We start from the raw sequence: 25,164 nt of genomic DNA, 5'->3' as shown, positions 1-25,164 counted from the left end.
CACATCATCCACGGCTGTGCTGCTGAACGCGGTACCCACTGTGACGGTGGTGCCGGCCACGGTGTAGTCGTCATCCGTGGTAGTGCCGTTGTTGGTGAAGCTGACTTCTACGGTACCGCTCGGCTGATCGCCATCAGCCAGTGGGGTGCCGCTGCCATCCACCGCCAGCACAATGTACTGCGCGCTGGTCTCGCCTTCTTCATTGATGCTGTTAGCGGATACGTAGTTGCCTGCAGCATCCAGACCAAACAGCTGGAAGGTGTATGCAACGTCGTTGTCTTCGTATGTCGGTGGGTCCTGCGGATCGTCGTTAGCGGTCTCGTCGACAATGGTGGTAACTACTTGATCAGAGCTGTAGTTAACAAGGTCATAGCCCTGGGGGTTTGTCCAATCGCCCCCCAAAATCAGACTGAATGTCTCATTGTTGTCAGCAAGTGCATCATCCAGCGCATCAATCTCAAACACTTGACCTACTGTCACAGATTGCCCACCAAACGGTGAGTAATCATCCCCTGCCGAGGCAGTATCGCCTACATTGCCAATATTAACTGTGACTTGGCCGCCAGGCTGTATAGCTAACTGGTTTCCGTTACTGTCAAACGCGAGTACTACATACTGACCCGTTGTTGGGAATTCAAAAGAAGGCTGCACAGAGTCGCCATTACCCTCTCCCGGCAACTGATCAATAGGAAGTCCCCCAATGTATCCTGGCTCATAAATTGTATTCGCTGCTACATACTCACCATCAACAACAGCGAACAGTCTCAACTCAACAACTGTAGGCTCAGGCTCAGGCTCAGGCTCAGGCTCCGGCTCCGGCTCCGGCTCAGGCTCTGGCTCTGGTTCCGGCTCGGGCTCTGGTTCCGGCTCAGGCTCTGGTTCCGGCTCCGGCTCTGGTTCCGGCTCAGGCTCTGGTTCCGGCTCTGGAAGAGGCTCATCATCGGCAAGCAGAATGCCTGGCTCTTCTGTAGGCTCCAAAACATCAGAGTTCAACCCGATTGTTTCGTACCCGGCTTCAGGTGTCGTTTCACCTGCAGTCCTGCTCAGCTGTACAAAATCAGCCCCTTCATTACCGTCAGTTCCACCCGCAGCCGGCGCACCAGCAGCCGTAGGCTCAAGCACTTCTGTCGGGTCCTGGCCAGCCAAAATGGCAGCCTGAATAGCATCAACAGATGCAATTGACTCGTCAACTGGATAGTTTTGGGACGGGCTGAAGGTATCTGCTGTAGCCAACCAATTCTGGCTACCTTCCAGCACGATCGGGTCACCCATGCCGTCGATAGCAATTTCAATCCGCGCATCCGGAGCAGGCCTGATCAGGTCGCCTTCCAGAATCGCGTCACCAAGCGCTAACAGCCGCTCATTGCCGTTTGCATCAACCGCTACAACCTTGCCTGCCAAGGCGTTGACACTGCCTATCACCGTACTCATGACAATACCCCACTAAAACCCAGTTTCGATTACCCTACTCTAGGTCTGTGTTCGACAGTTCTCTATTGTCCTGTGGTACAAAAGCAAAAAACCGGATGCCATCACAGCATCCGGTTTTTTTATGCTCTCACCACCCAACAACGGGTGGCAGGTCAGATAATCAGACCTCCAAGAAGTCCAGAATACCTTCGGCGGCCTTGCGGCCTTCATCAATCGCGGTCACGACCAGGTCAGAACCTCGCACCATGTCACCACCGGCGAACACCTTGGCATTGCTGGTCTGGAATGCGAAGCGACCCACTTCCTGCGGCTGAGCCACTGTTTTGATACGACCGTCTTCGTGCAGATCGATACTGAAGTCCGCAAACCAGGGCGCCGGGCTCGGACGGAAACCGAAGGCAACCAGCACAGCATCAGCAGGCAGGACTTCTTCAGAGCCCGGTACCACTTCAGCGCGGCGACGACCGTTTTCGTCAGGCTCACCCATCTGGGTTGCCACAACTTTAACGCCTACAACCTTGCCGTTTTCGCCCACGACCTCAACCGGCTGACGGTTGAACAGGAACTTGACGCCCTCTTCGCGGGCATTTTCCACTTCGCGCTTGGAGCCCGGCATGTTCTCTTCGTCACGACGGTAGGCGCAGATGACCGATTCGGCCCCCTGGCGGATAGAGGTACGGTTACAGTCCATGGCGGTATCACCACCACCCAGCACAACCACTTTCTGACCCTTGACACTGATGTATTCAGACGGGTCCTGCTCATAGCCAAGGCAGTGATTCACATTGGAGATCAGGAACGGCAGCGCGTCATGCACACCGTCCAGATCCTCACCGGGGAAACCGCCTTTCATGTAGGTGTAGGTGCCCATACCCATGAAAACAGCGTCGTACTCATCCATCAGCTGCTGCATGGTCACGTCCTTCCCTACCTCGGTGTTGAGGCGGAACTCGACACCCATCTCTGCAAAGATCTGGCGGCGACGGCTCATGACACTTTTTTCCAGCTTGAACTCTGGAATACCAAAGGTCAGCAGGCCACCAATCTCGGGGTAGCGGTCAAACACGACCGGCTTAACGCCGTTACGGACCAGAACGTCGGCACAGCCAATACCGGCAGGGCCTGCACCGATCACGGCAACCTTCTTGTCGGTCCACTCGACATTGGACATGTCAGGCTTCCAGCCCATGGCGAAGGCAGTATCGGTGATGTATTTTTCTACCGAGCCGATTGTGACGGCACCAAAGCCGTCATTCAGCGTACAGGCACCTTCACACAGGCGGTCCTGCGGACATACACGGCCACACACTTCCGGCAGCGAGTTGGTCTGATGACTCAACTCTACCGCTTCCATGATGTTCCCCTCGGTCACCAGCTTCAGCCAGTTGGGGATAAAGTTGTGCACCGGGCACTTCCATTCACAATAGGGGTTGCCACACTCCAGGCAGCGGTGCGCCTGGGAAGAGGCATCCCTGGGCTGGAACGGTTCATAAATCTCGGCAAACTGCTGTTTGCGAATACCGGCCGGCACTTTTTCCGGCCCCTGACGGCCAACGTCAATAAACTGAAAATCGTTCTTCAGACGGTCAGTCATTTTACCACCTCGTCCGATACCCGCCGCTGGGGCAGGTACCGCAGTTAGTCTTTCTCTGTGCTTACTCGGGACGCACACGCACTGTGTTCAGGAGATCATTCAGACTTGCAGCCTTGGGCTTGACCAGCCAGAACTTGCCGCAATAGTCATAGAAGTTATCCAGAATCTCCTGACCCCAAGCACTGCCGGTTTCAGCCGTGAACTCCTCAATTACCGACCGCAGGTGGTTCTTGTAGGACTCCATCTGCTCGGTCGCAATCCGGTGGATATCCACCAGCTCGTGGTTGTACTTATCAACAAAGGTATTGTCACGATCCAGTACATACGCGAAGCCGCCAGTCATGCCGGCACCGAAGTTGTAGCCGGTCTCGCCCAGCACCGTCACCATCCCCCCGGTCATGTACTCACAGCAGTGATCACCGGCACCTTCAATTACGGCATGACAACCGGAGTTGCGCACACCGAAACGCTCACCGGCACGGCCCGCCGCGAACAGCTTGCCGCCTGTTGCACCATACAGACAGGTGTTGCCAAGAATGGCGGTATCCTGGGACTTGAACGTAGCTTCAGCAAACGGACGCACTACCACCTTGCCACCGGCCATACCTTTGCCGACGTAGTCGTTGGCATCGCCTTCCAGCAACAGATGCTGGCCACCGGCATTCCAGACGCCGAAAGACTGGCCGGCATGACCACGGAAGCGGAACACGACTGGTTTGTCTTCCATGCCCAGATTGCTGTGATGACGAGCAATCTGGCCGGAGGTACGCGCACCTACCGAGCGATCACAGTTGGTGATCTGAAGTGTCCACTCACCGCCAGATTTACTCTCAATCGCCTGCTGCGCCAACTCCAGCATATGCGTGTTCAGGCTGCCCGGATCATAGGGCTCGTTACGTGCCTGCTGACAGGTGTGTGGATACTCGACCGGCACACCGGCTGTACCGATGATGGGCCCCAGATCCAGATGGTTCTGCTTGTCGGTCACGCCCGGCAGAATTTCCAGCAGATCGACACGGCCGATCAATTCATCAAAGCTGCGCACACCAACCTGAGCCATCAGCTGACGAGTCTCTTCCGCCACAAAACGGAAGAAGTTTTTGACCATCTCGACGGTGCCACGGAAATGCTCGTCCCGCAGATCCTTGCGCTGGGTGGCGACACCAGTCGCACAGTTGTTCAAATGACAGATACGCAGATATTTACAGCCCAGCGCGACCATCGGCATGGTACCGAAACCGAAGCTCTCCGCACCCAGAATAGCGGCCTTGATCACATCCAGGCCGGTTTTAAGGCCACCATCTGTTTGCAAGCGGATCTTGCCACGCAGGTGGTTGGCACGCAGTGCCTGTTGTGCATCGGCCAGGCCAAGCTCCCAGGGTGATCCCGCGTAATGAATGGAGGTCAGCGGGGATGCCGCCGTACCGCCATCGTAGCCGGAGATGGTAATCAGGTCTGCATAGGCCTTGGCCACACCGCAGGCGATGGTACCAACACCCGGACGGGAGACCAGTTTGACGGAGACCAGTCCCTCAGGATTGATCTGCTTCAGATCGAAGATCAGCTGTGCCAGATCCTCGATCGAGTAAATATCATGGTGCGGAGGCGGAGAAATCAGTGTCACGCCCGGTACGGAGTAGCGCAGGCGCGCGATCAAGGCATTCACCTTGCCGCCCGGCAGCTGTCCACCTTCACCCGGCTTGGCACCCTGGGCCACCTTGATCTGCATCACGTCGGCGCTCATCAGATATTCCGGCGTAACACCGAAACGGCCGGATGCGACCTGCTTGATTTTGGAGCGCTTGTTGGTGCCATGACGAGCGGGGTCTTCACCGCCTTCGCCGGAGTTGGAGCGACCGCCCAGCTCGTTCATCGCCACCGCCAGCGCTTCATGCGCTTCCGGCGACAGTGCGCCCAGAGACATGGCAGCACTGTCAAAGCGCGGGAAAATGTTTTCGATTGGCTCGACCTGATCCAGCGGGATGGGCTTCAGGTCTTTCTTCAGGCCCAACAGGTCACGCAGGGTCGCAACACCACGTTGGTTTACCAATTCTGCGTAACGTGCATAAGCATGTTTGTCACCGGTGGTAACCGCTTCATGGATGGTTTTGACCACATCCGGGTTGTAGGCGTGGTACTCGGCACCATGGACATACTTGAGCAGACCACCCTGCTGAATCGGCTTACGCGCACTCCAGGCTTCCTGCGCCAACAGCGCCTGCTCCTGCTGGAAGTGCGTGAAGCGAGCACCTTCAATTCGACTGCACACACCCCGGAAACAGAGGTCGACCACTTCGCTGGACAGGCCTACCGCCTCAAACAACTGAGCGCCGCGGTAAGAAGCGATGGTGGAGATACCCATCTTGGACAGGATCTTCAACAGACCCTTGTTAATACCCTTGCGGTAGTTTTCATGTGCCTGCAGCGGCTCCAGCGGCAGCTCACCGGTGCGACAAAGATCGTTCAGCACGCGGTACGCCAGGTACGGATATACCGCCGTCGCACCGAAACCGAACAGTACAGCAAAGTGATGCGGGTCACGTGCGGTACCGGTCTCAACAATAAGGTTGGTTTCGCAACGCAAGCCTTTTTCGACCAGGTGGTGATGCACTGCACCGGTTGCCATAGCGGCATGAATCGGAAGCCGGCCGCGCTGCAGGTAGGCATCAGTCAGTACCAGCAGTGTGACACCGTTGCGAGCGGCATCCTCGGCCTTGGCGCACAGGTCACGCAACGCCTGCTCAAGCCCGATCTCGGGATCATACTGCAGATCCAGGTCAAGCGAGTCGAATCCATCCAGCTTGCACTTGCGCATGAACTGGAACTTGCTCGCCGACAACACCGGGGTCGTCAAAATCAGGCGACGCGCATGTTCGGGTGTTTCTTCGAACACGTTCTGCTCAGCACCTATACATGTCTCCAGCGACATCACGATCGCCTCACGCAGAGGGTCAATCGGCGGGTTGGTTACCTGAGCAAATTGCTGACGGAAGTAGTCATAAGGCGAACGAATACGGCTGGACAGCACGGCCATGGGCTTATCATCACCCATGGAGCCAACCGCTTCCATTCCGGTCTCACCCAGTGGGCGCAGGATCTGGTCACGCTCTTCAAAGGTGACCTGATACATTTTCATGTGCTGCTTGGTTTCTTCCGGCGACATTTCGCGGAACGACTGCGACTCTTCCTGGAAGCTCATGGTCTGCTCCAGGCGAATGGCATTTTCCTTCAGCCACTGTTTGTAGGGCTGCGCAGACTTGAGTTTGTTGTCAACGTCCTTCGTATGCAGCACTTCACCTGTCTGGGTATCGATCGACAAGATCTGACCGGGTCCGACACGGCCCTGAGCCACAATATCTTCCGGCTTGTAATCGAAAACACCGATTTCAGATGCCGTACAGATGTAACCATCGCGTGTCATAACCCAGCGTGACGGACGCAGGCCGTTACGATCGAGCATACACACCGCATAGCGGCCATCAGTCATGACCATACCAGCCGGACCATCCCACGGCTCCATGTGCATGGAGTGGAAGTCATAGAAGGCACGTAGGTCAGAGTCCATGGTTTCAACATTCTGCCAGGCAGGCGGAACGATCATGCGCACGGCTCGGTACAGATCCATACCACCCACCAACAGAAACTCCAGCATATTGTCCATGCTGGACGAGTCGGAACCAGTGGTATTGACGATCGGCTGCAGCTCTTCGATGTTCGGCAGCATCCCGGTCGAGAACTTGGTACGGCGTGCACGAGCCCAATTACGGTTGCCATCAATGGTATTGATTTCACCATTGTGAGCCAGGAACCGGAACGGTTGCGCCAGCGGCCAGCGTGGTGCGGTGTTGGTTGAGAAACGCTGGTGATAGGTACAGATAGCCGTTTCGAGGCGTGGGTCGTTCAAGTCCTGATAAAACACCGGCAGGTCGACCGGCATCATCAGTCCTTTATAGGAAAGCACCTTGTCAGACAAGCTGCAGATGTAAAAATCGGGATCATCGGAAAGTGCGATTTCAGCCTTGCGACGAGCAGTAAAAAGACTGATTGCAAACTCGCGCGGGCTTTTGCCGTTGGGATGAATAAAAACTTGTTCGATCTGGGGAAGTGTATCTTTAGCGATAGGACCAAGACAGCTGTCATTGGTGGGGACTTGTCTCCAGCTCAACACTTGCAACCCTTCGGCCTGCAGCGCTGAGCCAAGTTGCTCGCGGGCTACAGACGCCTGCTGCGCCTCGGGAGACAGAAAGACCATCCCCACTGCATAGTGTTCGCCCAGCTCGACGCCCAGCTCTTCGGCAGCAACGGTTCGCAGAAAACCATCTGGTTTCTGCATCAGCAGTCCACAACCATCGCCGGTTTTGCCATCAGCAGCAATACCTCCGCGGTGTGTCATGCACGCCAGTGCCTGGATCGCCTTGTCCAACAGATCATGGCTGGCCTGACCCTGCATATGGGCCATTAGGCCGAAACCACAGTTATCCTTGAACTCCCCGTGGCGATAAAGACCTTTATTCATACGCCGACCTCGCTAAAACTCTTTTAAATCAAGAAGTTATCTAACTTCCTTTCTCCCGCTGATCAAATTGTGGGCAAAAAGGGGAAGCAATTCTACCTATGGAAGAGGCCGGACTCAAGAGAATTGTTGTCAATATTGCACCATGATGGTGCAATAAAGCAAAAATAGTTGCATTATACGCACCGGATTAGTGCACTTATAATCCGGACAGGGATACAACCCTGTTGCAGAATTATTTTTTGCGGATGTCCGCTTTCACCCCAGCAATCGAGCGCGCCCAGGGACGGAGTTTACGCAGGGATTCCGGCAAGCTGGCCACCGCGTTGGTTGCCGCCGCTCGGTCAGCATACTGACCATATACAACTACATGCCAGGGAGCACCCTTGAAAACCGTCTGGAAATAATAGAACCGCTGCGGCTGTTCCTGTGCCTGAATAAAGTCTCTGACACTGGTTTCAGCACGTGCACCCATGACTTGAAGTGTATAGCCCTGCTCCGGCCAACCGAGCAACTCCTCTTCTCTCAACCACTGCTTGGCCACACCACCTGTTTCAGCCACGATTTGTGGTTTTGGCTCTGGTTTTGGCTCTGGTTTTGGCTCTGGTTTTGGCTCTGGCTTGGGTTCCGGTTTTGGATCTGGCTTGGGCTCTGGTCTGGGCTCCGTCAGAGCCGGGGGCTCGGATACAGTCGATCCATCCGAGACAACACTTACATCAGCTCCACCTTGTTCTGCATCGATTGCCGCAACTTGGCTTTCAGGGCCAACTGCTGTAACTGATTCAGTGTTTTCTGATGCTCGATCTGGCGCAGCGGGTGACGGGTACTCCTGAGCATTCTCAAGTCGCGGCTGAGGCTCCGGCCTTACAGGCAGGGGAAGCGTAATTCTCTCCGCCACCACTGGAGTACTATCCTCATCAGGAAGGTACTGCCAGACAGCGACACCAAACACCAGTAGAAGCACCAGAATGGCCGCACTGATATGCTTGGGCGGCAGAGGCAGCCGGTTGCTGCCTGGAGATTTCAAACGACCGCTACGCAGCAGCTCAATTACCTGCTCACGCAACCGCCCCGGGTATCCCTGCGAGCGCTCAATCAGCGCTGCAAACTGTCGCTTCCCCAGATCAATGCCGTCAGGTAACAGGGACTCGACAAAATCGGCCGACTCATCCGGGGTGAACGGTTCAAGCCTTTCCACATGCAGGTGGCTTTCCAGCTGTTCAGCCAACCCGAGCCCCCGAAAGCGCTCTTCAAACTCTGTAGTACCGGTCAGCAGTACTCGCGGCGGAACCCCTTTTTCAAAGGTAGCAAAGTTCACCAGCAGCTCAAGTGCGTTATTGGTCAGAAAATCGGCATCGTCTATCAACAAGATCAACGCCAAACCATCTTCACGCAGTTGACGCGCCAACACATGCATCTGTTTCAGGCGCTGTCGATTATCAGCTGCAGATTCAAAGTCGAGAGCACCCGTCAACTGTTGCAGCAGACTGGTCACATCAGTTGTTTCATCAAGCTGTAGCCTGACGGCACGCCCCAAAGTCCTGTTATCATCAGGCACAAGCTGTTCAAGCAAGGCCGATTTACCAACACCGTTTTCACCAATGATTAACATGACAAAATCGGAGAAGCGCACCAAGTGTTGCAGCTTATCCCTCTGCTGCAGGCGAGATTCCGGTTCGTAGTAATGGGTCGGGATACTCATGACGTCCTGTCCTGTTATCCGATCCGCCCCAGTGACTGGCCACAGATCAGAGTTTGTTCAAGTTTGTTCGCAGCAAAGTCAGCCGTTACGACACCCTGTCCAAGCTGCTGCAACAGAACAAGACGCAAGTTTCCATCAATCACCTTTTTGTCCACCGCCATCAGCTCTATAAATCGCTCACAGCTCATCGTTTCGGGTGGTGCGACAGGCAACCCTGCCGCTATCAGAAGGCGTTCGACACGGGTAAGCTCTGCTTCGCCTATCCAACCCTCGCGAGCTGAAAGGTTGGCGGCCATCAGCATCCCGGCCCCTACCGCTTCACCGTGTAACCAGTTACCGTACCCTTGATCGGTTTCGATGGCATGGCCGAAGGTGTGGCCAAGATTCAGCAGCGCCCTGATACCTGACTCTCGCTCATCCTGCGCTACAATCTCGGCCTTGATTTCACATGAGCGATAGATGGCATACGCGAGCGCTTCAGGATCACGTGCTCGCAGCGCCGGCATGGCGGACTCCAGCCAATCGAGAAATTTGGCATCATGAATCAAACCGTACTTGATCACTTCCGCCAGACCGGCAGACAGTTCACGCTCCGGTAGACTGCCGAGTACATCTGTCGCCGCCAACACAGCCTGAGGCTGATGAAAAGCTCCGATCATGTTTTTGCCAAGTGGATGATTTACGCCTGTCTTGCCACCAACAGACGAGTCGACCTGCGACAGCAATGTCGTAGGCACCTGGATAAAATTCACGCCTCGCTGGTAACTTGCCGCCGCAAAACCGGTCATGTCACCCACAACACCACCGCCCAACGCAACCAGTGTAGTTGTTCGGTTATGCCGCTTTTCGAGCAACGCATCAAAGATCAGATTGACATGCTGCAGATCCTTGTATGCTTCACCATCCGGCAGAATTACGCTATCCACCTGTTTACCCGGAAACTGCTGCAATAACGTGTCAAGATACAGCGGAGCAACAGTCTCATTGCTGACCACCATCACCTGGCGGCCTTTGACATACGGTAGCAGCAGGTTTTGCTGCAATAGACCCTGGCCGATAAAAATGGGATAACTGCGGACGCCAAGATCGACCGTCAATGTCTGCATGAGAACAGTCTCCGGAAACAGAGTGAATCAGATTTTTTTCAGCGGCTGCTGTCGCTTCAGGAAACGAATAATATCATTTACCACGCCACGTGGGTGACGTCGATCAGTACGAATCAACAGATCGCAGCAGTCCCTGTAAAGCGGGTCACGCTTTTCAATCAGTTGCTCCAGTACAGCTCGCGGGTTTTCTGTCTGCAGAAGAGGACGATTGCGGTCTTTTGCAGTACGTTCCAGTTGCTGCTCAATTGATGTCTGCAAGTAAACGACAGTGCCTCTGCTTTGCAGGTTCCGTCGGTTAGCTTCACGCAAGACAGCACCACCACCGGTTGCCAGAATGATGTCATCTAACTGGGTCAGTTCATCAATGGCAGTTTCTTCACGTTGACGAAAGCCCTCTTCGCCTTCGACATCGAAAATCCACGGGATATTGGTTCCGGAGCGCGTCTCTATTTCACGGTCAGAATCGTGAAATTCCAGCCCAAGCTCTTGAGAAAGCAAACGCCCTATGGTGCTTTTGCCAGCACCCATAGGGCCAATAAGGAAAACGTTCAAATTTTTACAGCTCTGTTCTTATCGTCTGGTGAGAGACTCACGAATCATATTTGGTGTGATAAAGATAAGCAACTCACGTTTTTCTGCATCATTTGAGCGACTGCGGAACAACCCGCCAACCACAGGCAAATCACCAAGCAAAGGAGTTTTGGATGTATTGTTACGTGTTTCAGTCTCCAATATTCCACCCAACACAAGTGTTTCGCCGTCGCCAACAACCACTGTTGTCGATAGCTCTTGCTTGTTGATTATAATATTTTCAAAGAGAGTCCCACCCAACGAATCCTTGTTAATCAGTATCTCCAGAGAGATTTTGTCTCCTGGTATTATTTGCGGCGTCACTTCAAGCTTCAGCACAACATCTTTATATTCGATTGAGACAGTTCCATCCTCAATTTTCTGAATTGGAATCTCTTGCCCCGCCTGGATAATGGCTTTTTTGCCATTTGTCGTCATCACTTTAGGTTGCGACAGAATATCCACTTTATTATCAGTTTGAAGTGCGGACAACTCTGCCGACAACAGTAGTGAATTATTGATAAAGCCAAATGCGATTGATGACTGTGGTGTTACCCCCATATCAACCATCAAATTGCCTGGAATTCTATCTGATGTATCCACATAAGGAGTTGATGGAGCATTGGGAGAACCACTAATCTTGAGTTCATGGTTATCACCACCAGTCAAAACCCCGGCACCCCAACGTATGCCAAGCTCCTTGGTATCCTTAACTTCTGCAGTAACAAGTCGCGCCTGTACCATGATCTGCTCGACTTCAACATCAAAGCGTTTGATGGTATCTCTTATTTCACGTACCTGCTTTGCTGTCTCACGTACCATAAGAGTGTTTGTTTCATCATCTGCCATGACAAAACCGCGTTCTGACAAAAGCTTGGCTTCAATGACGCGTTCTTTTATGTCAGAAGCTTTGCGGTAGTCAATTTGAATGAAATCGGTTACCAGTGGTGCAAGCTCCTGCTCTTGCTGCTGGCTTTGCATCTCAACTGTTTCTCGAGCAGCTATCTCATCAACAGTTCCTACCAACAAAACATTTCCCGCTTCGCGCTTATCCAGCCCTTTGGTTTTAAGGACAATATCTAAGGCCTGATCCCAAGGGACATTTTTTAGTCGCAAGGTAATTGTACCTTGTACATTATCACTGACCACAAGATTTTTATCAGCCACTTCCGCTATGATCTGCAATACAGTACGTATTTCTACATTCTGGAAGTTCAGGTCGATCTTCTCCCCCGTGTACGGGAACAGATCACGCTGATTCTCCTGTTCCTGGCGTGTTAAAGGCTTGAAGTCCAATACCAACTGATTACCACTTTGGTAAGCCATATAGTCATAAGGCTCGGCTGAAGGTTTAATCAGAATAGTGGCATTTTCACCTCGCACCATCGAGTCTATAAAAAGAACCGGTGTAGCAAAGTCTTGAACATCCAAACGTTGCTCCAATGCATTGGAAAGCCCCGCCCCCAATAGATTTACAACGACGTTATTTCCTTCTTCAACAATATCGAGACCCGCCTGAGAGTCACTCAAATCAATTGTTACTCTTCCCCGATCACCCTCAAGGCGGTGAAAGTCGATTCCACGCACTCGCGTACGGTCATCTTCTGTGGCAGGCATCCTTGGCCCTTGCTGAGGGACTCCAGCAGAAGTATCAGACGCAGAGATCTGACCAACTACACTGTCGGCAGGCTGACCACCAATCTCAATAAACAGGCTGTTATTTTCACTATACGTTTTGTAACCGGCTGAGCCGGTAAGACTCGTAACAATCCGAAGACGACCGCCAGACTCGGCAAAATGTAAACCATCTACATCGCCGGACTTAACTGAAAGCGTTTTGGTATCCATGCCATTTTGAGCACCCCATAAATCCATCACGAGACGTGGAGGGTTTTCAATCATGTAGGCCTTTGGCACAGGAGGCGCAACATCGAAGTCAAGCCTTACTTCAATTTTACTGCCGGGCAAAGAGACAAAAGAGGCATCCTTAAGCGCGGCGCCCTGGGCCAAAGCTGTGCGGCCAACAAGAACCAGTACAAGCACACTCAACAGGAGCCAGATACGGGTCTGGAATCCGGATAGCATCCGGTCGGTTTCGGTCCGTCTATATGTATTCACGGTCTGCATCCTTATCAATCCTGCACTTCAAGACTCAGTGTACGGGGACGCTTCATCCACCCCCCACGCCCATTAGAGATAATTTCCACCAAATCCAGCTTTCGCTCACTCACGGAAACTATTTGCCCATAATCATTGCCCAAGTAATCACCGACGCTCACCTGGTGGACTTCAGCATTTGGATCCTTGATCAAGGCCCAAATACCCGTATCGCCTGTATGTGTGATGGTTCCTACCATGTCCAGCACATCCAAAGAGAATGTTTCAAGATACTCTCTGTCTCGTTCCATATCAGGCTTCAGTGCATCCTGATCTTCATACTCAATGTCATTAGCACTGATTTGAGCAAGAGGCTTGAAAGGGTCTCTCAAACTACTGCCTTCATACACAAAGCTTTCATAAGCCTTGAACTCAGGCAACGGCTCAATGCGCCCGCTGGGCTTTGCTTTTTGTTCTTCGGTGTACTGCTTAAGGTCATCAGTCCCTTCAACCCATACACACCCAGAGGCAAGCACAACCAGCAATAACGGACAGAAACGCGCCATTTTAAGCACTTCAGTTCTTATCATCATAACGGTATGTCTTCGCACTAATTTCCATGCTCAAAGAGCCAGTATCTTCCATGGGGCTCAACGTAAAATCATGCAGGGTGACAATACGTTTGATTGCTGCAACCCCGCTGACGAACTCAGCCATCTGGTGGTAATTACCCTGAACGATCACCTTGATGGGTAGTTCAACGTAAAACTGCTCACGCTTCTCGGGCTGAAGCTCTATTAAATCAAACCTCAAACCAGCCAACTCCCCAATCTCAGTGATATCTTCAAGCAGGCCTGGCACTTCTTTTTGTGTTGGGAGCTGCCTGAGAAGCTCCGCAAATCTTCCTTCAACATCGGCCATTTGCTTTCGTAACGCCTCAAGACTGGCAACCTGGAAAGCCTTTGTTCGATATTCGTCTTTCAGACTGAACTCTTTTGCCTGCAAGCTTTCAACTTCCGCATGCTTATCCTTCAAAATGAAGTAGTAGCCGGCAAACATGACAATTAACACAGGTAAAAAATACGCAAGAACCTTAACCCCAATAGGCCAGTTACCCGCCTTTTTGAAATCAACATCGTTGGGATCAAAGCCTTCAAAAGCTGATTTGATCATATCAAAGCTCACCTGCCTGCCTCCTCTGCATTGGGACGGGTCATAGCAGCCTTCATATCAAACCTCATGGTGCCTTCCAGGTTATCAACCTTACTAAGATCCGGTTCCTTGAACCATATTGATTGGTCAAGACTACGCATCAAATCGGAAACATTGCTGTTATCCTTGGCTTCCCCCTTGATATTGATTGTTTCGCCAGCTCTGGATAGAGATGAATAGTGGATATCATCAGGCAGCACACGGACAAGCTCATCAAAACTGCGCACGATAACAGGCCGGTTACCTTGAAGCTGCTGAATGACATTCAACCGCTCCAAAAGCCTCTCTCGTTTTGCCCTTAGCTGCTGGATTTCCTTAATTTTTTGATCAAGGACAGCAATTTCCGAACTCATGTAGGCATTACGAGCCTCTTGGCGACTGATCTGCATGTCATAGTATTGAGCAGAGGCAACCAACATAAGAACGCCAAGCAACCCAGATCCAACCAGGTTACCAATAAAATTTTTCTGCAACCTCTCATTGCGCTCCTCGCGCCAAGGTCTCAGATTGATCTTCGCCATACAAAGTCCCTATGTTGCTAAACGTCGAAGCTTCTCAGAGCCAAGCCACACGCCTTGAAGAGCCTAGGCGCGTCTTTCTCCAAACGCAAAGGATTAACTTTGGAAACGATCCCCATTTGTTCAAAGGGATTAGCAACCCTCGTTGGCAAACCGGTTTCCTGCTCAACAGCCTCGGCAAGCGACTCAATACGTGAAGTCCCTCCCGCCAAATACAGCTTGCCGATCTGGCCGGCTCTTGCCCCAGAGGAATAGAAAAACTGCAAGGCTCTGGATACCTGCTGTGCCACTGTAGACTTGAACGGCTCAATGAGAGACTCCTTGGATTCCTGATCCAACTCATCAGTAGCCAAGAGCCTTTCAACCTCGGTAAGGCCAAGACCTTTTACTTGATGTATCAGGTTAACCAAATCATTGCCACCAAACGCTTGCTCGCGGTTATAGATAATCCTGTCGCCGCGAAACACATTGAGTGTAAGAGTTGCCGCTCCGATATCAATAACACCCGTAATCTGGCCATCAGCGGGGGTCGACTCCAGAAATGGCAGGACACGCTCGACTGCATAAGTATCGATATCAACAATTTCGCATGACAAGCCTGCACCGCTGATAGCATCTTCCCTACTGTCGACATCTTTTTTGCGGCACGCCACCAAAAGGACTTCCTGCAGCCCCGGAGAGTTATCTGCATCTCCGGTTGCTTCAAAATCCAAAGCGACCTCGTTGAGCGGGTAGGGGATGAACTGATCAGCCTCAACTCTCACCTGATCTTCAAGCTCGAGGCCAGAGAAAGCTTTGCTAACCTCTATTTTCTTTGTGATGACAGCCGAAGCAGGAACAGACGTGACAGCATGACTTAACTTGACGCCACAAAGTTTTACAGCCCTTTCAATGGCATCTGAAACATCCGCCACCACTTCAACATTCCCATCAACGACAGAAGCTGGGGGCAATGAGACTATCGCATAGCCTTCAATTTGATATGACTGTCCATGTTTCGTGAGTGCGACCAGCTTGACAGAGGAGGACCCAATATCCACCCCAACCCAACCTGCAACCTTTTTTTTGAAGATACTGAGCACGACGTTTTCCTTGTATCAATCAGGTGAAGTCCTGCGAATGCCAACAATGTAGCCTGATTCGGGCACAATTTAAACTGTCCGTTTACTGTAGACCAGCTGGCATACACCTATATAATGACCCAGCTCTATTTTTTTACCGCATTTTTTTAAGGTTAGCATGCGAATTTTAAGCCGGTTGTTCAAATGGACCCTAACTCTGTCTCTGATCGGCGTCTTTCTTGGCGCTGCCACACTGGCTGGAGTCTACTACTATTTCAGTCCGCAATTGCCTGATGTGCAAACTTTACGCGACGTAAAGTTTCAAACGCCGTTGCGCATTTTCTCCGCAGACGACAAGCTGATCGCTGAATTCGGCGAGAAGAAACGCGTACCTGTCAGCTACGAGCAGATTCCGACCGACTTTGTTTACGCCCTCCAGGCGGCTGAAGATGCACGGTTTTTCGAGCACTTCGGTATCGACATCAAAGGCCTGAGCCGAGCCGCCTTCCAGCTGGCATCGACAGGCTCCATACAGAGTGGTGGCTCTACCATCACCATGCAGGTGGCGAAAAACTTCTTCCTCACGCGCGAACAGACATTCAAACGAAAGTTTATCGAAATTCTATTGGCCCTGCAGATCGAAACGAAGCTCAGCAAGCAGGAGATCATGGAACTTTATGTAAACCAGATTTATCTGGGACACCGCACCTACGGCATCGAAGCAGCCGCCAACACCTACTATGGTTCAAGCATCGATCAGCTCAATTTGGCCCAGCTTGCCATGATTGCCGGCCTTCCCAAGGCTCCCTCCGCGTTCAACCCGATCACCAACTCTACTCGTGCAACCACCCGACGTGACTGGATTCTGGGACGAATGCTTGAGCTGGGCTACATTGACAGCACACGACACGCCGAAGCCATCGCCTTTGTGGACAATGCACGCTACCACCGCAGCGATATCGAGCTTGATGCCCCCTATATTGCCGAGATGGTACGCCAGCAACTGTTTGAGCGGTATGGCGAAGCACTGTATACCGATGGCTACCGCGTCTGGACAACGGTGTACAGTCACCAGCAACAGGAAGCGACTGATGCTCTGCGACGGGGACTCCTCGCCTACACCGATCGTCACGGCTACCATGGTGCTGAAGCCAGCCTGGATCTAGACAGCCTCAGCAGTGAAGCTGACCAGCTCAACCAGCTGCGCCAATACCCCACCTTTGCTGGCCTGGAGCCAGCATTGGTCAAGTCCGTGACGAACAACTCCGCTCAACTGCTGCTGGGTAGCGGCGAGCCGGCCGAACTGAAATGGGACGGCATCAAATGGGCACGCCCTTTCCGCAGCGTACACTGGACCGGGCCGGCTCCCCAAAAGGCAACCGACGTACTTTCGGCAGGCGATATCATCCGCGTGATGCCCGATACCGACGGCACGTTGCGCCTGACCCAAATGCCGCAGGTTCAAGGCGCTCTGGTCGCCCTGAACCCTCAGGATGGCGCCATACGCTCACTGGTTGGCGGCTTCAGCTTCTATCACAACAAGTTCAATCGCGCGACTCAGGCCTACCGCCAGCCAGGCTCCAGCATCAAGCCCTTCTTGTATACCGCTGCGCTTGAGAACGGCTTCACACCCGCCTCCATCATCAATGATGCCCCTATCGTGTTTCACGATGTAAGCCTTGAAGGCAACTGGCGCCCTGAAAATGACAATGGCGAGTTCAACGGCCCCATGCGCCTGCGCGAAGCCCTGTACCGATCACGCAACCTGGTATCGATTCGCATCATGCGCGCACTGGGTATCGAACAGGCCCGTGAATACATGCTCAGGTTCGGCTTCGAGCCCGATAAACTGCCTGCCAACCTCTCACTCTCGCTTGGCAGCGCCAGCGCCACTCCATTGCAGATTGCACGCGGTTATGCTGCCATTGCCAATGGCGGCTATCTGGTAGAGCCCTATCTGATCGATAGAATCGAGAATGCCGAAGGCGAAGTGCTGGAGCAGGCCAATCCCGTAACGGTATGCCACAACTGTGATGCACCCAACATCGAAGCCACAACTGCAACAGCGGTTTTGACCGATACCTCCGAGCCAATGCCTGCTGCAGCATCACAGGGCTCTACAAACGCACCCACACCTGTTGCACCTCGCGTCATCAGCGAGCGCAATGCATTTCTGATCTACGATGTGATGCGCGACGTAATTACACGTGGCACTGGCACGCGAGCTCGCGTCCTGGAACGCTCAGACCTAGCAGGCAAAACCGGTACTACCAATGAGCAAAAGGACACCTGGTTCAGCGGTTTTAGCCCCGACCTGGTAACAACAGTTTGGGTTGGCTTTGACCAGCCATCTCCTCTTGGGCGAGGCGAGTACGGCAGCAGTACTGCCCTGCCGATCTGGATCGACTATATGGAAGAGGCACTTGCCGGGCTGCCTGACCGCCCTCCCGCGGCACCCGAAGGCGTTGTACGCATCGCCATAGACCCGGCCAGCGGCCTGCGTGCCTGGCCCGGTCAGGACAATGCCATTGGCGAATACTTCCGCACCGAAGATGTTCCCTCAGAGACAGCCCGCAGCCCTGAGCAGCAGATGCAGGCACCACCGACCGAGGCCATCTTCGGCTATTAGAACAACGCCTGCATTGGACATAAAAAAACCGCCTACTGGCGGTTTTTTTATGTCCGTATTCAATCCGTGATCAGATGTCTTTCACGCTCTGAATCGGGTAGTGCGAGGGCATCGGCAGACGCGCAACACCTGTGTCGACAGCGGCCTGGGCAACCGCACTGGAGATTGCACCCAGCAGACGCGGGTCAGTCGCCTTCGGCAGGATATACTCACGACCGAATCCCATCTCCATAAGGTTGTAGGCATTCAGCACTTCCTGCGGAACCGGCTGCTTGGCCAGATCAGCCAGCGCACGCACGGCTGCCGCTTTCATCTCTTCGTTGATGGCAGTTGCACGAACGTCCAGCGCGCCACGGAAGATGAACGGGAAGCCCAGCACGTTGTTCACCTGGTTCGGGTAGTCGGAGCGACCGGTAGCCATGATCACATCAGAGCGAGTCGCGCGTGCCAGATCCGGCTTGATTTCAGGATCCGGGTTGGCACAGGCGAAGACGATCGGGTTATCCGCCATCTTCAGCAGGTTTTCCGGTGATAACAGGTCCGGACCAGACAGGCCTACAAATACGTCAGCGCCGGTGACGGCATCTTCCAGCGTGCGCTTGTCGGTCTCGGTCGCGAAAGCGGCCTTTTCAGGAGTAAGATCATTACGACCCGAGTGGATAACACCCTTACGGTCAATCATGTAGATATTTTCGACCTTGGCACCCATATTGATCAGCAGCTTCATGCAGGCACTGGCAGCAGCACCGGCACCCAGACACACGATCTGCGCATCCGCCAGCTTCTTGCCGGCCAGCTCCAGTGCGTTGATCATGCCGGCAGCGGTTACGATCGCTGTACCGTGCTGGTCATCGTGGAAAACCGGAATCTTGCAGCGCTCGATCAATACGCGCTCGATCTCGAAGCACTCTGGCGCCTTGATGTCTTCAAGGTTGATGCCACCGAAGGTTTCGGCAATGCGCGCAACAGTATCGATGAACGCCTGCGGGCTTTCCGCATCGACTTCGATATCGATGGAGTCAATACCGGCAAAACGCTTGAACAGCAGCGCCTTGCCTTCCATGACCGGCTTAGAGGCCAAAGGTCCCAGATCACCCAGCCCCAGAATGGCGGAACCGTTGGAAATAACAGCAACCAGGTTGCCTTTGGCGGTGTAACGGTAAGCCGCATCAGGGTCCTTCGCGATTTCACGCACAGGCTCGGCCACACCCGGGGAGTAGGCCAGAGAAAGGTCGCGGGAAGTCTCAGCGGAGGTGGTAAGCTCTACACTGATCTTACCCGGACGAGGGAACTCGTGGTAATCGAGGGCGGCTTGTTTAAAATCTTGAGACATGGTTGCTGTTTCCAACTAAGGTTGTAAATAGACGGTCTTGCATCATATATAAAAGCCATATAGACAACAACCGCACTTTAGGCGATGCAAATATAGACTTCAGTTGGCCTGAAGGTGCTGGTCTGCGGTAATTCTGAGCAGCCAGCGCTGCTGGCCATGACTCAGCCGATTCTGCCGCTGCAGGCGATCCTGCACCCAGCCACGGGCTTCGATCCGGTCACCCACCTGCATTCGCGCATGATCCACCCCAAGCTTTTCCGGCAGAAACAGAGCCAGGTGATCATCCAAATCGATGTAGTAGCCGGTTCGTGTTTGAGTGATTCGGCTGATACGCCCAATAACCAGTGCAAAACCGGGTTTATCAATTTCCATTGCGGTACGAGGCGCGCGCTGCCACACACCTTCAGATGCAACGCGTGCAGGCGTTTCTGCGCTGAAAAGACAATTGGCAAGACGGGTATTGGCACCCACCGCCAAAGCAAAGCCCAGCCCCTGCTGCAGCATTTTTTCTGCTATCAGCTCATCACGCCAATAAAGGTGGGCAAGTAGCCGGCCATAGCGATCATGACGCTCTGCTCCGGGCAGAAGATAGACCTGCTGACCCTTTACACGCCGCTCCAGCCAACGGCCGGCCTCACGTGCACCGGGCTGATCAGGGCGCCCGTCATGCCCGACCTCAGGGGTATCAATACCGATAAGACGCACCCGCTGCCCTGACTTCAGGCGAACCGTATCCCCGTCGTACACATGCACGACTTCAGCATCAAAACCACCCGGCAGCAGCGGGCATTGCGCCCAAACCGCAGGAGACAACAAAAGCCAAAACGCGGATACAAAAAAGGCACCCGTCTGGAGTGCCTTTTTTGATGTACGCTGGCGCAGTCGATTAAGACTTGAAGCCACGACCACCGAAACGCTTCTTGAAGCGGTCAACACGGCCGCCGGAAGTCGCTTCCTTCTGCTTGCCGGTGTAGAACGGGTGGCACTGGCTGCACACGTCGACCAGCATGTCCTGACCCATGGTAGAGCGGGTGTTCATCACGTTGCCACAAGAGCAGGTGATGGTAACTTCGTTGTATTCCGGATGGATACCAGCTTTCATCTTGAACCTCGATAAAATTGGCGTGCCGCCACCCGGTCGTATTCATTGACGCCAGGCACCGCACATTTAATAGTCAGCACTCCAATACAAGAGCACCGCGATGCTTACAGTTAAGGCGCGAAATTATACGCAGCCCACCCACTGCGAGCAAGCCAATTCGAGCATGCCGTTCAACCATTCCCTGTAACGCTCAAAAGCCCTAGACTCGGGGCCATAGCATTGCCGACCGACACCCTTCACTGACAGGACCAAGATCTTGATCTACCGCGTCGCCATTCCAACACCTCTGCACCGGCTGTTCGACTACCGACAGCCCCTGAATGAGCCCCCCGCTCAGCCAGGCTGCCGAGTACGGGTCCCCTTTGGCCGGCGCGAGGCCATCGGCATTCTGGTCTCGATCGAGACCACCAGTGAATTCCCTCTCGACAAACTCAAGCCGGTCAGCGAGGTTCTGGACCAGACTCCTGTATTCAGTGATGATCTGTTTGCTCTGACACGCTGGGCAGCCAGCTACTATCAACACCCTCTTGGCGATGCGCTGCAACAGGCCCTGCCGGTACTGCTGCGCCAGGGCCAACCTGCACGTTTTGCGCACCAGACACTGTGGCACACCGCACCTGATGCAACACTGGAGGCCATCACTGCGCGCGCGTTCCGCCAGCGAGAGCTGCTGCAACTGCTGTTGGAACATCCCGGTGGCATCAGCGCAGATGCTCTGCGTGCCGAGGGCGGTGATCCGGCACTGCTCAAATCGCTGCAGCAGAAGGGACTCGCACAATCATTTGAACATCACCCGGACCTGCCGCATGCTGACCTCACCGACGGGGTTATCCGTGAAGCGCCCCTGACGCTGCATGATGAGCAGGCACAGGCGGTTGAGGCCATTCGAGCGGCACGGGGTTTCAGCCCTCTGTTGCTTGAGGGCGTCACCGGCTCAGGCAAGACCGAGGTCTATCTGCAGGCGATTCAATCTTGCCTTGAACGCGGCCAGCAGGCACTGGTACTGGTGCCGGAGATCGGCCTGACGCCACAGACACTGTCCCGTTTCAAGGCGCGTTTTCGGGTGCCTGTACTGGCACTGCACTCCGGCATGACCGACCGCCAGCGCCTGGATGCCTGGCTTTGGGCACGCGAAGGCAGCGCCCGCATTCTGATCGGTACGCGCTCAGCCATTTTCACGCCCCTGAGCCGTCCCGGCCTGATCATTGTGGACGAAGAGCATGACAGCTCGTTCAAGCAGCAGGACGGCTTTCGCTACCATGCCCGCGACCTGGCGATTTTCCGTGCTAACCAGCTCAAGATCCCCGTTGTACTGGGCAGCGCCACTCCGTCACTGGAAAGTCTGCAGAATACACGCAGTGGTCGCTACCAGCATCTACACCTGACACGTCGTGCCGGCAATGCCACCCCTCCCGTATTCAAACTGCTGGACATTCGACAGCAGACGCTGGACGCTGGCCTCTCGGCAGCGCTGATCAGCCAGATCCGATCACACCTCGAACAGGGCACCCAGGTGTTGCTGTTCCTGAACCGACGCGGCTTTTCACCGGCGTTGATCTGTCATGACTGTGGTACTCCGGTCGACTGTACCCGCTGCGATGCGCGCATGACCCTGCACCGTCAGCCCCCTCACCTGCATTGTCACCATTGTGACCGCCAAACCCCCATTCCACGCGCCTGCGCTCAGTGCGGCAGCAGCCAGCTGCGACCCGCCGGCAGCGGAACCGAAAGGGTAGAAGACCGCCTGCAGGTACACTTCCCCGACACCCCCGTATTACGGGTTGATCGCGACAGCACTCAGCGCAAGCACGCGCTGGAGCGAATCATGCAACAGGTACATCAGGGCGAGCCCTGTATTCTCGTGGGCACCCAGATGCTGGCCAAAGGGCATCATTTCCCCAAGGTAACGCTGGTAGCAGTGCTGGATGCGGATGCGGGTCTGTTCAGCGCGGACTTTCGTGGCATGGAAAAAACCGCCCAGTTAATTCTGCAGGTCGCCGGCCGTGCCGGTCGCGCCGATCACCCGGGCGAAGTAGTGCTGCAAACCCTGCATGCAGAGCATCCCATGCTTAATACGCTGGTACACGCTGGCTATGAAGCCTTTGCCAGTGAGGAGTTGCGGCTGCGGCATGCCGGATACCTGCCACCCTTTTCCCATCACGCCCTGATCCGAGCAGAAGCCAACCGACAGGGGTTGGCCGAGAGCTTTCTGATCAGCCTGCGTGAACTTGCTCAACAGCAACAGCTGCTGCCCCAGGGCGTGCAGTGCATCGGCCCTTTTCCCGCGGTAATGGAAAAGCGTGCCGGCCTGTTCCGCGCCCAGATGCTGATGCAAAGCCCGCACCGTCCCGCACTGCAGCATGCGTTGCCACTGCTGACCGGGCTGATGCAGGCACACCCTGAGGCACGCAGGGTACGCTGGAGTATCGACGTTGATCCGATTGACAGCTACTGATTGGCAATTAACCACAGCGAGGCCGTATAATACTCGGTTTATTGCATCATTCTGATCTTCGAATCCAGCCAGAGTACCCCAATGAAAGAACAGATTGCCCAGTTGATCGAAACGGCACTTGCCTCCCTGATAGCTGACGGCACCCTGCCGGCCGATATCGCTCCGAGCATTCAGGTGGAGAACACCCGCGACAAGTCGCACGGTGACTTTGCCAGCAACATCGCCCTGACTCTGGCTAAACCCGCCCGACGCAACCCGCGAGAGCTGGCACAGCAGATCTGTGACGCCCTGCCGACCTCCTCCAATGTCGAAAAAACCGAGATTGCAGGCCCGGGGTTCATAAACTTTTTTGTCAGTCAGGCGTCGATCTTCACCGTTGTGGGTGACATCCTTGCGCAGGGCGACGCGTTCGGTCGTGGCACTCCCGACTCAGGTCCGCGCATGCAGGTGGAGTTTGTATCCGCCAACCCAACCGGCCCGCTGCACGTAGGCCATGGGCGTGGCGCGGCCTACGGTGCCACTGTAGCCGATCTGCTGGAAGCGGCAGGTATCGAGGTTGAGCGCGAATACTATGTCAACGATGCCGGTCGCCAGATGAACATCCTGGCGGTCAGCGTCTGGCTGCGATATCTGGAACTGAACGATCAGGAACTGACTTTCCCCAGCAACGGCTATCAAGGCTTCTACATCCGCGATATCGCCCATGACCTGTTGAAAGCACATGGCGACCGCTTCAATGTCCCCGTTGCCGAGCTGTTCTTCGACATCGTTGCCGATGAACCTGCCGGTGGCGACAAGGAACTGCATATCGATGCCCTGATCGAGCGCGCCCAGCAGATGCTGGCTGATGACTACGAGCGTGTCTTCAACGCCGGTCTTGACGCTATTCTGGGTGATATTCGTGAGGATCTGTCAGAGTTCGGTGTTGATTATCAGGTCTGGTTCTCCGAGCGATCTCTGACCCACAGCGGCGATGTTGAGCGTGCACTGGAGCAACTGGAAGCGAGGGGCTATCTGTATGAGCAGGAGGGCAACCTCTGGTTCCGTTCCACTGACTTCGGCGACGACAAGGACCGCGTGGTCAAGCGTGCGAATGGTCAGACCACCTACTTTGCCTCCGACATCGCCTACCACATGAACAAGTTCGAGCGCGGCTTTGACCAGGTGGTCAATATCTGGGGCGCCGATCATCACGGCTACATCACCCGCGTAAAGGCGGCCATTCAGGCGCTGGGCTACGATCCCGAAAAGCTGGTGGTCAAACTGGTGCAATTCGCCATCCTCTACCGTGGCAGCGAGCGCGTACAGATGTCCACCCGCTCCGGTTCCTTCGTCACCCTGCGCGAGCTGCGCAATGAAGTGGGTAACGATGCCTGCCGCTTCTTCTATGTGACCCGCAAGGCCGATCAGCACATGGATTTCGATCTGGAGTTGGCCAAATCCGAGTCCAAGGACAACCCGGTGTACTACATTCAGTACGCTCACGCCCGTGTCTGCTCGGTACTGCGCAAGCTGGAAAGCGAAGGCATGGCCTGGGATCAGGCCGCCGGCCTTGAAGCATTGGAACGGCTGGAGAGTGAAACCGAGAAGGACTTGGTAATGCAGCTGGGCAAGTACCCGGAAACCCTTCAGCACGCCGCACTCAATTTCGAGCCGCATGTGCTGGCCAACTACCTGCGCGACCTGGCAGGTGATTTCCACACCTGGTACAACGGCCACAAGCTGATCATCGATGACACCGAGTTGCGTAACGCCCGCCTGACGCTGAGCGTTGCCGTACGTCAAGTGCTGGCCAACGGCCTGAAGCTGCTGGGTGTATCTGCACCGGAGCAGATGTAAGC

17 protein-coding genes are annotated in these 25,164 nt (G+C 54.4%); 3 read left to right on the top strand and 14 right to left on the bottom strand.

Annotation, left to right across the window (positions count from 1 at the left end; translation table 11 throughout):
- The 11 genes from BLV48_RS13110 to pilM all read right to left on the bottom strand — a co-directional run.
- The coding region (locus tag BLV48_RS13110; protein WP_139253922.1) for a retention module-containing protein at nt 1-1,431 on the bottom strand (1,431 nt) is incomplete at its 3' end.
- A 160-nt stretch (nt 1,432-1,591) separates the two neighbouring features.
- The gene (locus BLV48_RS13105) at nt 1,592-3,025 is read right to left on the bottom strand and encodes an FAD-dependent oxidoreductase (RefSeq protein WP_091827241.1); all 1,434 of its coding nucleotides are present in this window, start codon (nt 3,023-3,025) and stop codon (nt 1,592-1,594) included.
- 61 nt (nt 3,026-3,086) lie between these two features.
- Nucleotides 3,087-7,541: a glutamate synthase large subunit gene (gene gltB, locus BLV48_RS13100; RefSeq protein ID WP_091827240.1), complete on the bottom strand. Its 4,455-nt coding sequence runs from the start codon at nt 7,539-7,541 to the stop codon at nt 3,087-3,089.
- A gap of 232 nt (nt 7,542-7,773) precedes the next feature.
- Nucleotides 7,774-9,240: an SPOR domain-containing protein gene (locus tag BLV48_RS13095; RefSeq protein WP_091827239.1), complete on the bottom strand. Its 1,467-nt coding sequence runs from the start codon at nt 9,238-9,240 to the stop codon at nt 7,774-7,776.
- 14 nt (nt 9,241-9,254) lie between these two features.
- Nucleotides 9,255-10,346 (bottom strand): 3-dehydroquinate synthase, encoded by a 1,092-nt coding sequence (gene aroB / locus BLV48_RS13090; protein ID WP_091827238.1) that lies wholly within the window; start codon nt 10,344-10,346, stop codon nt 9,255-9,257.
- Between the two features lie 27 nt (nt 10,347-10,373).
- Nucleotides 10,374-10,898, bottom strand: coding sequence for a shikimate kinase AroK (aroK, locus tag BLV48_RS13085; protein WP_302847905.1), 525 nt, complete (start codon nt 10,896-10,898; stop codon nt 10,374-10,376).
- An 18-nt stretch (nt 10,899-10,916) separates the two neighbouring features.
- Nucleotides 10,917-13,043 carry a type IV pilus secretin PilQ gene (locus BLV48_RS13080; RefSeq protein WP_254775042.1) on the bottom strand — a complete coding sequence of 709 codons (2,127 nt, stop codon included), beginning with the start codon at nt 13,041-13,043 and terminating at the stop codon, nt 10,917-10,919.
- Nucleotides 13,044-13,048: 5 nt separating this feature from the next.
- Complete coding sequence (locus BLV48_RS13075) at nt 13,049-13,606, bottom strand: pilus assembly protein PilP (protein WP_091827236.1); 558 nt, start codon at nt 13,604-13,606, stop codon at nt 13,049-13,051.
- Complete coding sequence (locus BLV48_RS13070) at nt 13,590-14,198, bottom strand: type IV pilus inner membrane component PilO (RefSeq protein WP_302847904.1); 609 nt, start codon at nt 14,196-14,198, stop codon at nt 13,590-13,592. Before BLV48_RS13070 ends, BLV48_RS13075 begins: the two co-directional genes overlap by 17 nt.
- Nucleotides 14,195-14,746, bottom strand: coding sequence for a PilN domain-containing protein (locus BLV48_RS13065; protein WP_091827235.1), 552 nt, complete (start codon nt 14,744-14,746; stop codon nt 14,195-14,197). The genes BLV48_RS13070 and BLV48_RS13065 overlap by 4 nt, the downstream gene beginning before the upstream one ends.
- Nucleotides 14,747-14,763: 17 nt before the next feature.
- Nucleotides 14,764-15,825, bottom strand: coding sequence for a type IV pilus assembly protein PilM (gene pilM / locus BLV48_RS13060; protein ID WP_091827234.1), 1,062 nt, complete (start codon nt 15,823-15,825; stop codon nt 14,764-14,766).
- Nucleotides 15,826-15,982: 157 nt separating this feature from the next.
- On the opposite strand from pilM, the gene BLV48_RS13055 reads away from it, so the two are divergent.
- Nucleotides 15,983-18,433: a penicillin-binding protein 1A gene (locus tag BLV48_RS13055; RefSeq protein WP_091827233.1), complete on the top strand. Its 2,451-nt coding sequence runs from the start codon at nt 15,983-15,985 to the stop codon at nt 18,431-18,433.
- 70 nt (nt 18,434-18,503) lie between these two features.
- On the opposite strand, the gene BLV48_RS13050 is transcribed toward BLV48_RS13055, so the two are convergent.
- The 3 genes from BLV48_RS13050 to rpmE form a co-directional block, all read right to left on the bottom strand.
- A complete protein-coding gene (locus BLV48_RS13050) occupies nt 18,504-19,766 on the bottom strand; it encodes a malic enzyme-like NAD(P)-binding protein (RefSeq protein WP_091827232.1) in 1,263 nt (420 codons plus the stop codon).
- Between the two features lie 99 nt (nt 19,767-19,865).
- Nucleotides 19,866-20,669 (bottom strand): thermonuclease family protein, encoded by an 804-nt coding sequence (locus BLV48_RS13045; RefSeq protein ID WP_175527673.1) that lies wholly within the window; start codon nt 20,667-20,669, stop codon nt 19,866-19,868.
- Complete coding sequence (gene rpmE / locus BLV48_RS13040; protein ID WP_091827249.1) at nt 20,653-20,868, bottom strand: 50S ribosomal protein L31; 216 nt, start codon at nt 20,866-20,868, stop codon at nt 20,653-20,655. Before rpmE ends, BLV48_RS13045 begins: the two co-directional genes overlap by 17 nt.
- A 256-nt stretch (nt 20,869-21,124) precedes the next feature.
- Between rpmE and BLV48_RS13035 the strand changes: the two genes are divergently transcribed.
- Together BLV48_RS13035 and argS are read left to right on the top strand one after the other, a co-directional pair.
- A complete protein-coding gene (locus BLV48_RS13035; RefSeq protein ID WP_422730699.1) occupies nt 21,125-23,323 on the top strand; it encodes a primosomal protein N' in 2,199 nt (732 codons plus the stop codon).
- 81 nt (nt 23,324-23,404) lie between these two features.
- Nucleotides 23,405-25,162 (top strand): arginine--tRNA ligase, encoded by a 1,758-nt coding sequence (gene argS, locus BLV48_RS13030; RefSeq protein WP_091827229.1) that lies wholly within the window; start codon nt 23,405-23,407, stop codon nt 25,160-25,162.
- Nucleotides 25,163-25,164: the final 2 nt, after the last annotated feature.

The sequence above is a fragment of the Marinobacterium iners DSM 11526 genome (assembly GCF_900107855.1).
Classification (GTDB): Bacteria; Pseudomonadota; Gammaproteobacteria; order Pseudomonadales; family Balneatricaceae; genus Marinobacterium; species Marinobacterium iners.
This window is presented reverse-complemented; position numbering and strand designations above follow the sequence as displayed.

What these genes read in the sequence shown, in the direction of transcription:
- BLV48_RS13105 (WP_091827241.1), bottom strand. Translation starts at nt 3,025, where the DNA reads ATGACTGACCGTCTGAAGAACGATTTTCAGTTTATTGACGTTGGCCGT.
- gltB (WP_091827240.1), bottom strand. Translation starts at nt 7,541, where the DNA reads ATGAATAAAGGTCTTTATCGCCACGGGGAGTTCAAGGATAACTGTGGT.
- BLV48_RS13095 (WP_091827239.1), bottom strand. Translation starts at nt 9,240, where the DNA reads ATGAGTATCCCGACCCATTACTACGAACCGGAATCTCGCCTGCAGCAG.
- aroB (WP_091827238.1), bottom strand. Translation starts at nt 10,346, where the DNA reads ATGCAGACATTGACGGTCGATCTTGGCGTCCGCAGTTATCCCATTTTT.
- BLV48_RS13080 (WP_254775042.1), bottom strand. Translation starts at nt 13,043, where the DNA reads ATGCAGACCGTGAATACATATAGACGGACCGAAACCGACCGGATGCTA.
- BLV48_RS13075 (WP_091827236.1), bottom strand. Translation starts at nt 13,606, where the DNA reads ATGATGATAAGAACTGAAGTGCTTAAAATGGCGCGTTTCTGTCCGTTA.
- BLV48_RS13065 (WP_091827235.1), bottom strand. Translation starts at nt 14,746, where the DNA reads ATGGCGAAGATCAATCTGAGACCTTGGCGCGAGGAGCGCAATGAGAGG.
- BLV48_RS13055 (WP_091827233.1), top strand. Translation starts at nt 15,983, where the DNA reads ATGCGAATTTTAAGCCGGTTGTTCAAATGGACCCTAACTCTGTCTCTG.
- BLV48_RS13050 (WP_091827232.1), bottom strand. Translation starts at nt 19,766, where the DNA reads ATGTCTCAAGATTTTAAACAAGCCGCCCTCGATTACCACGAGTTCCCT.
- rpmE (WP_091827249.1), bottom strand. Translation starts at nt 20,868, where the DNA reads ATGAAAGCTGGTATCCATCCGGAATACAACGAAGTTACCATCACCTGC.
- argS (WP_091827229.1), top strand. Translation starts at nt 23,405, where the DNA reads ATGAAAGAACAGATTGCCCAGTTGATCGAAACGGCACTTGCCTCCCTG.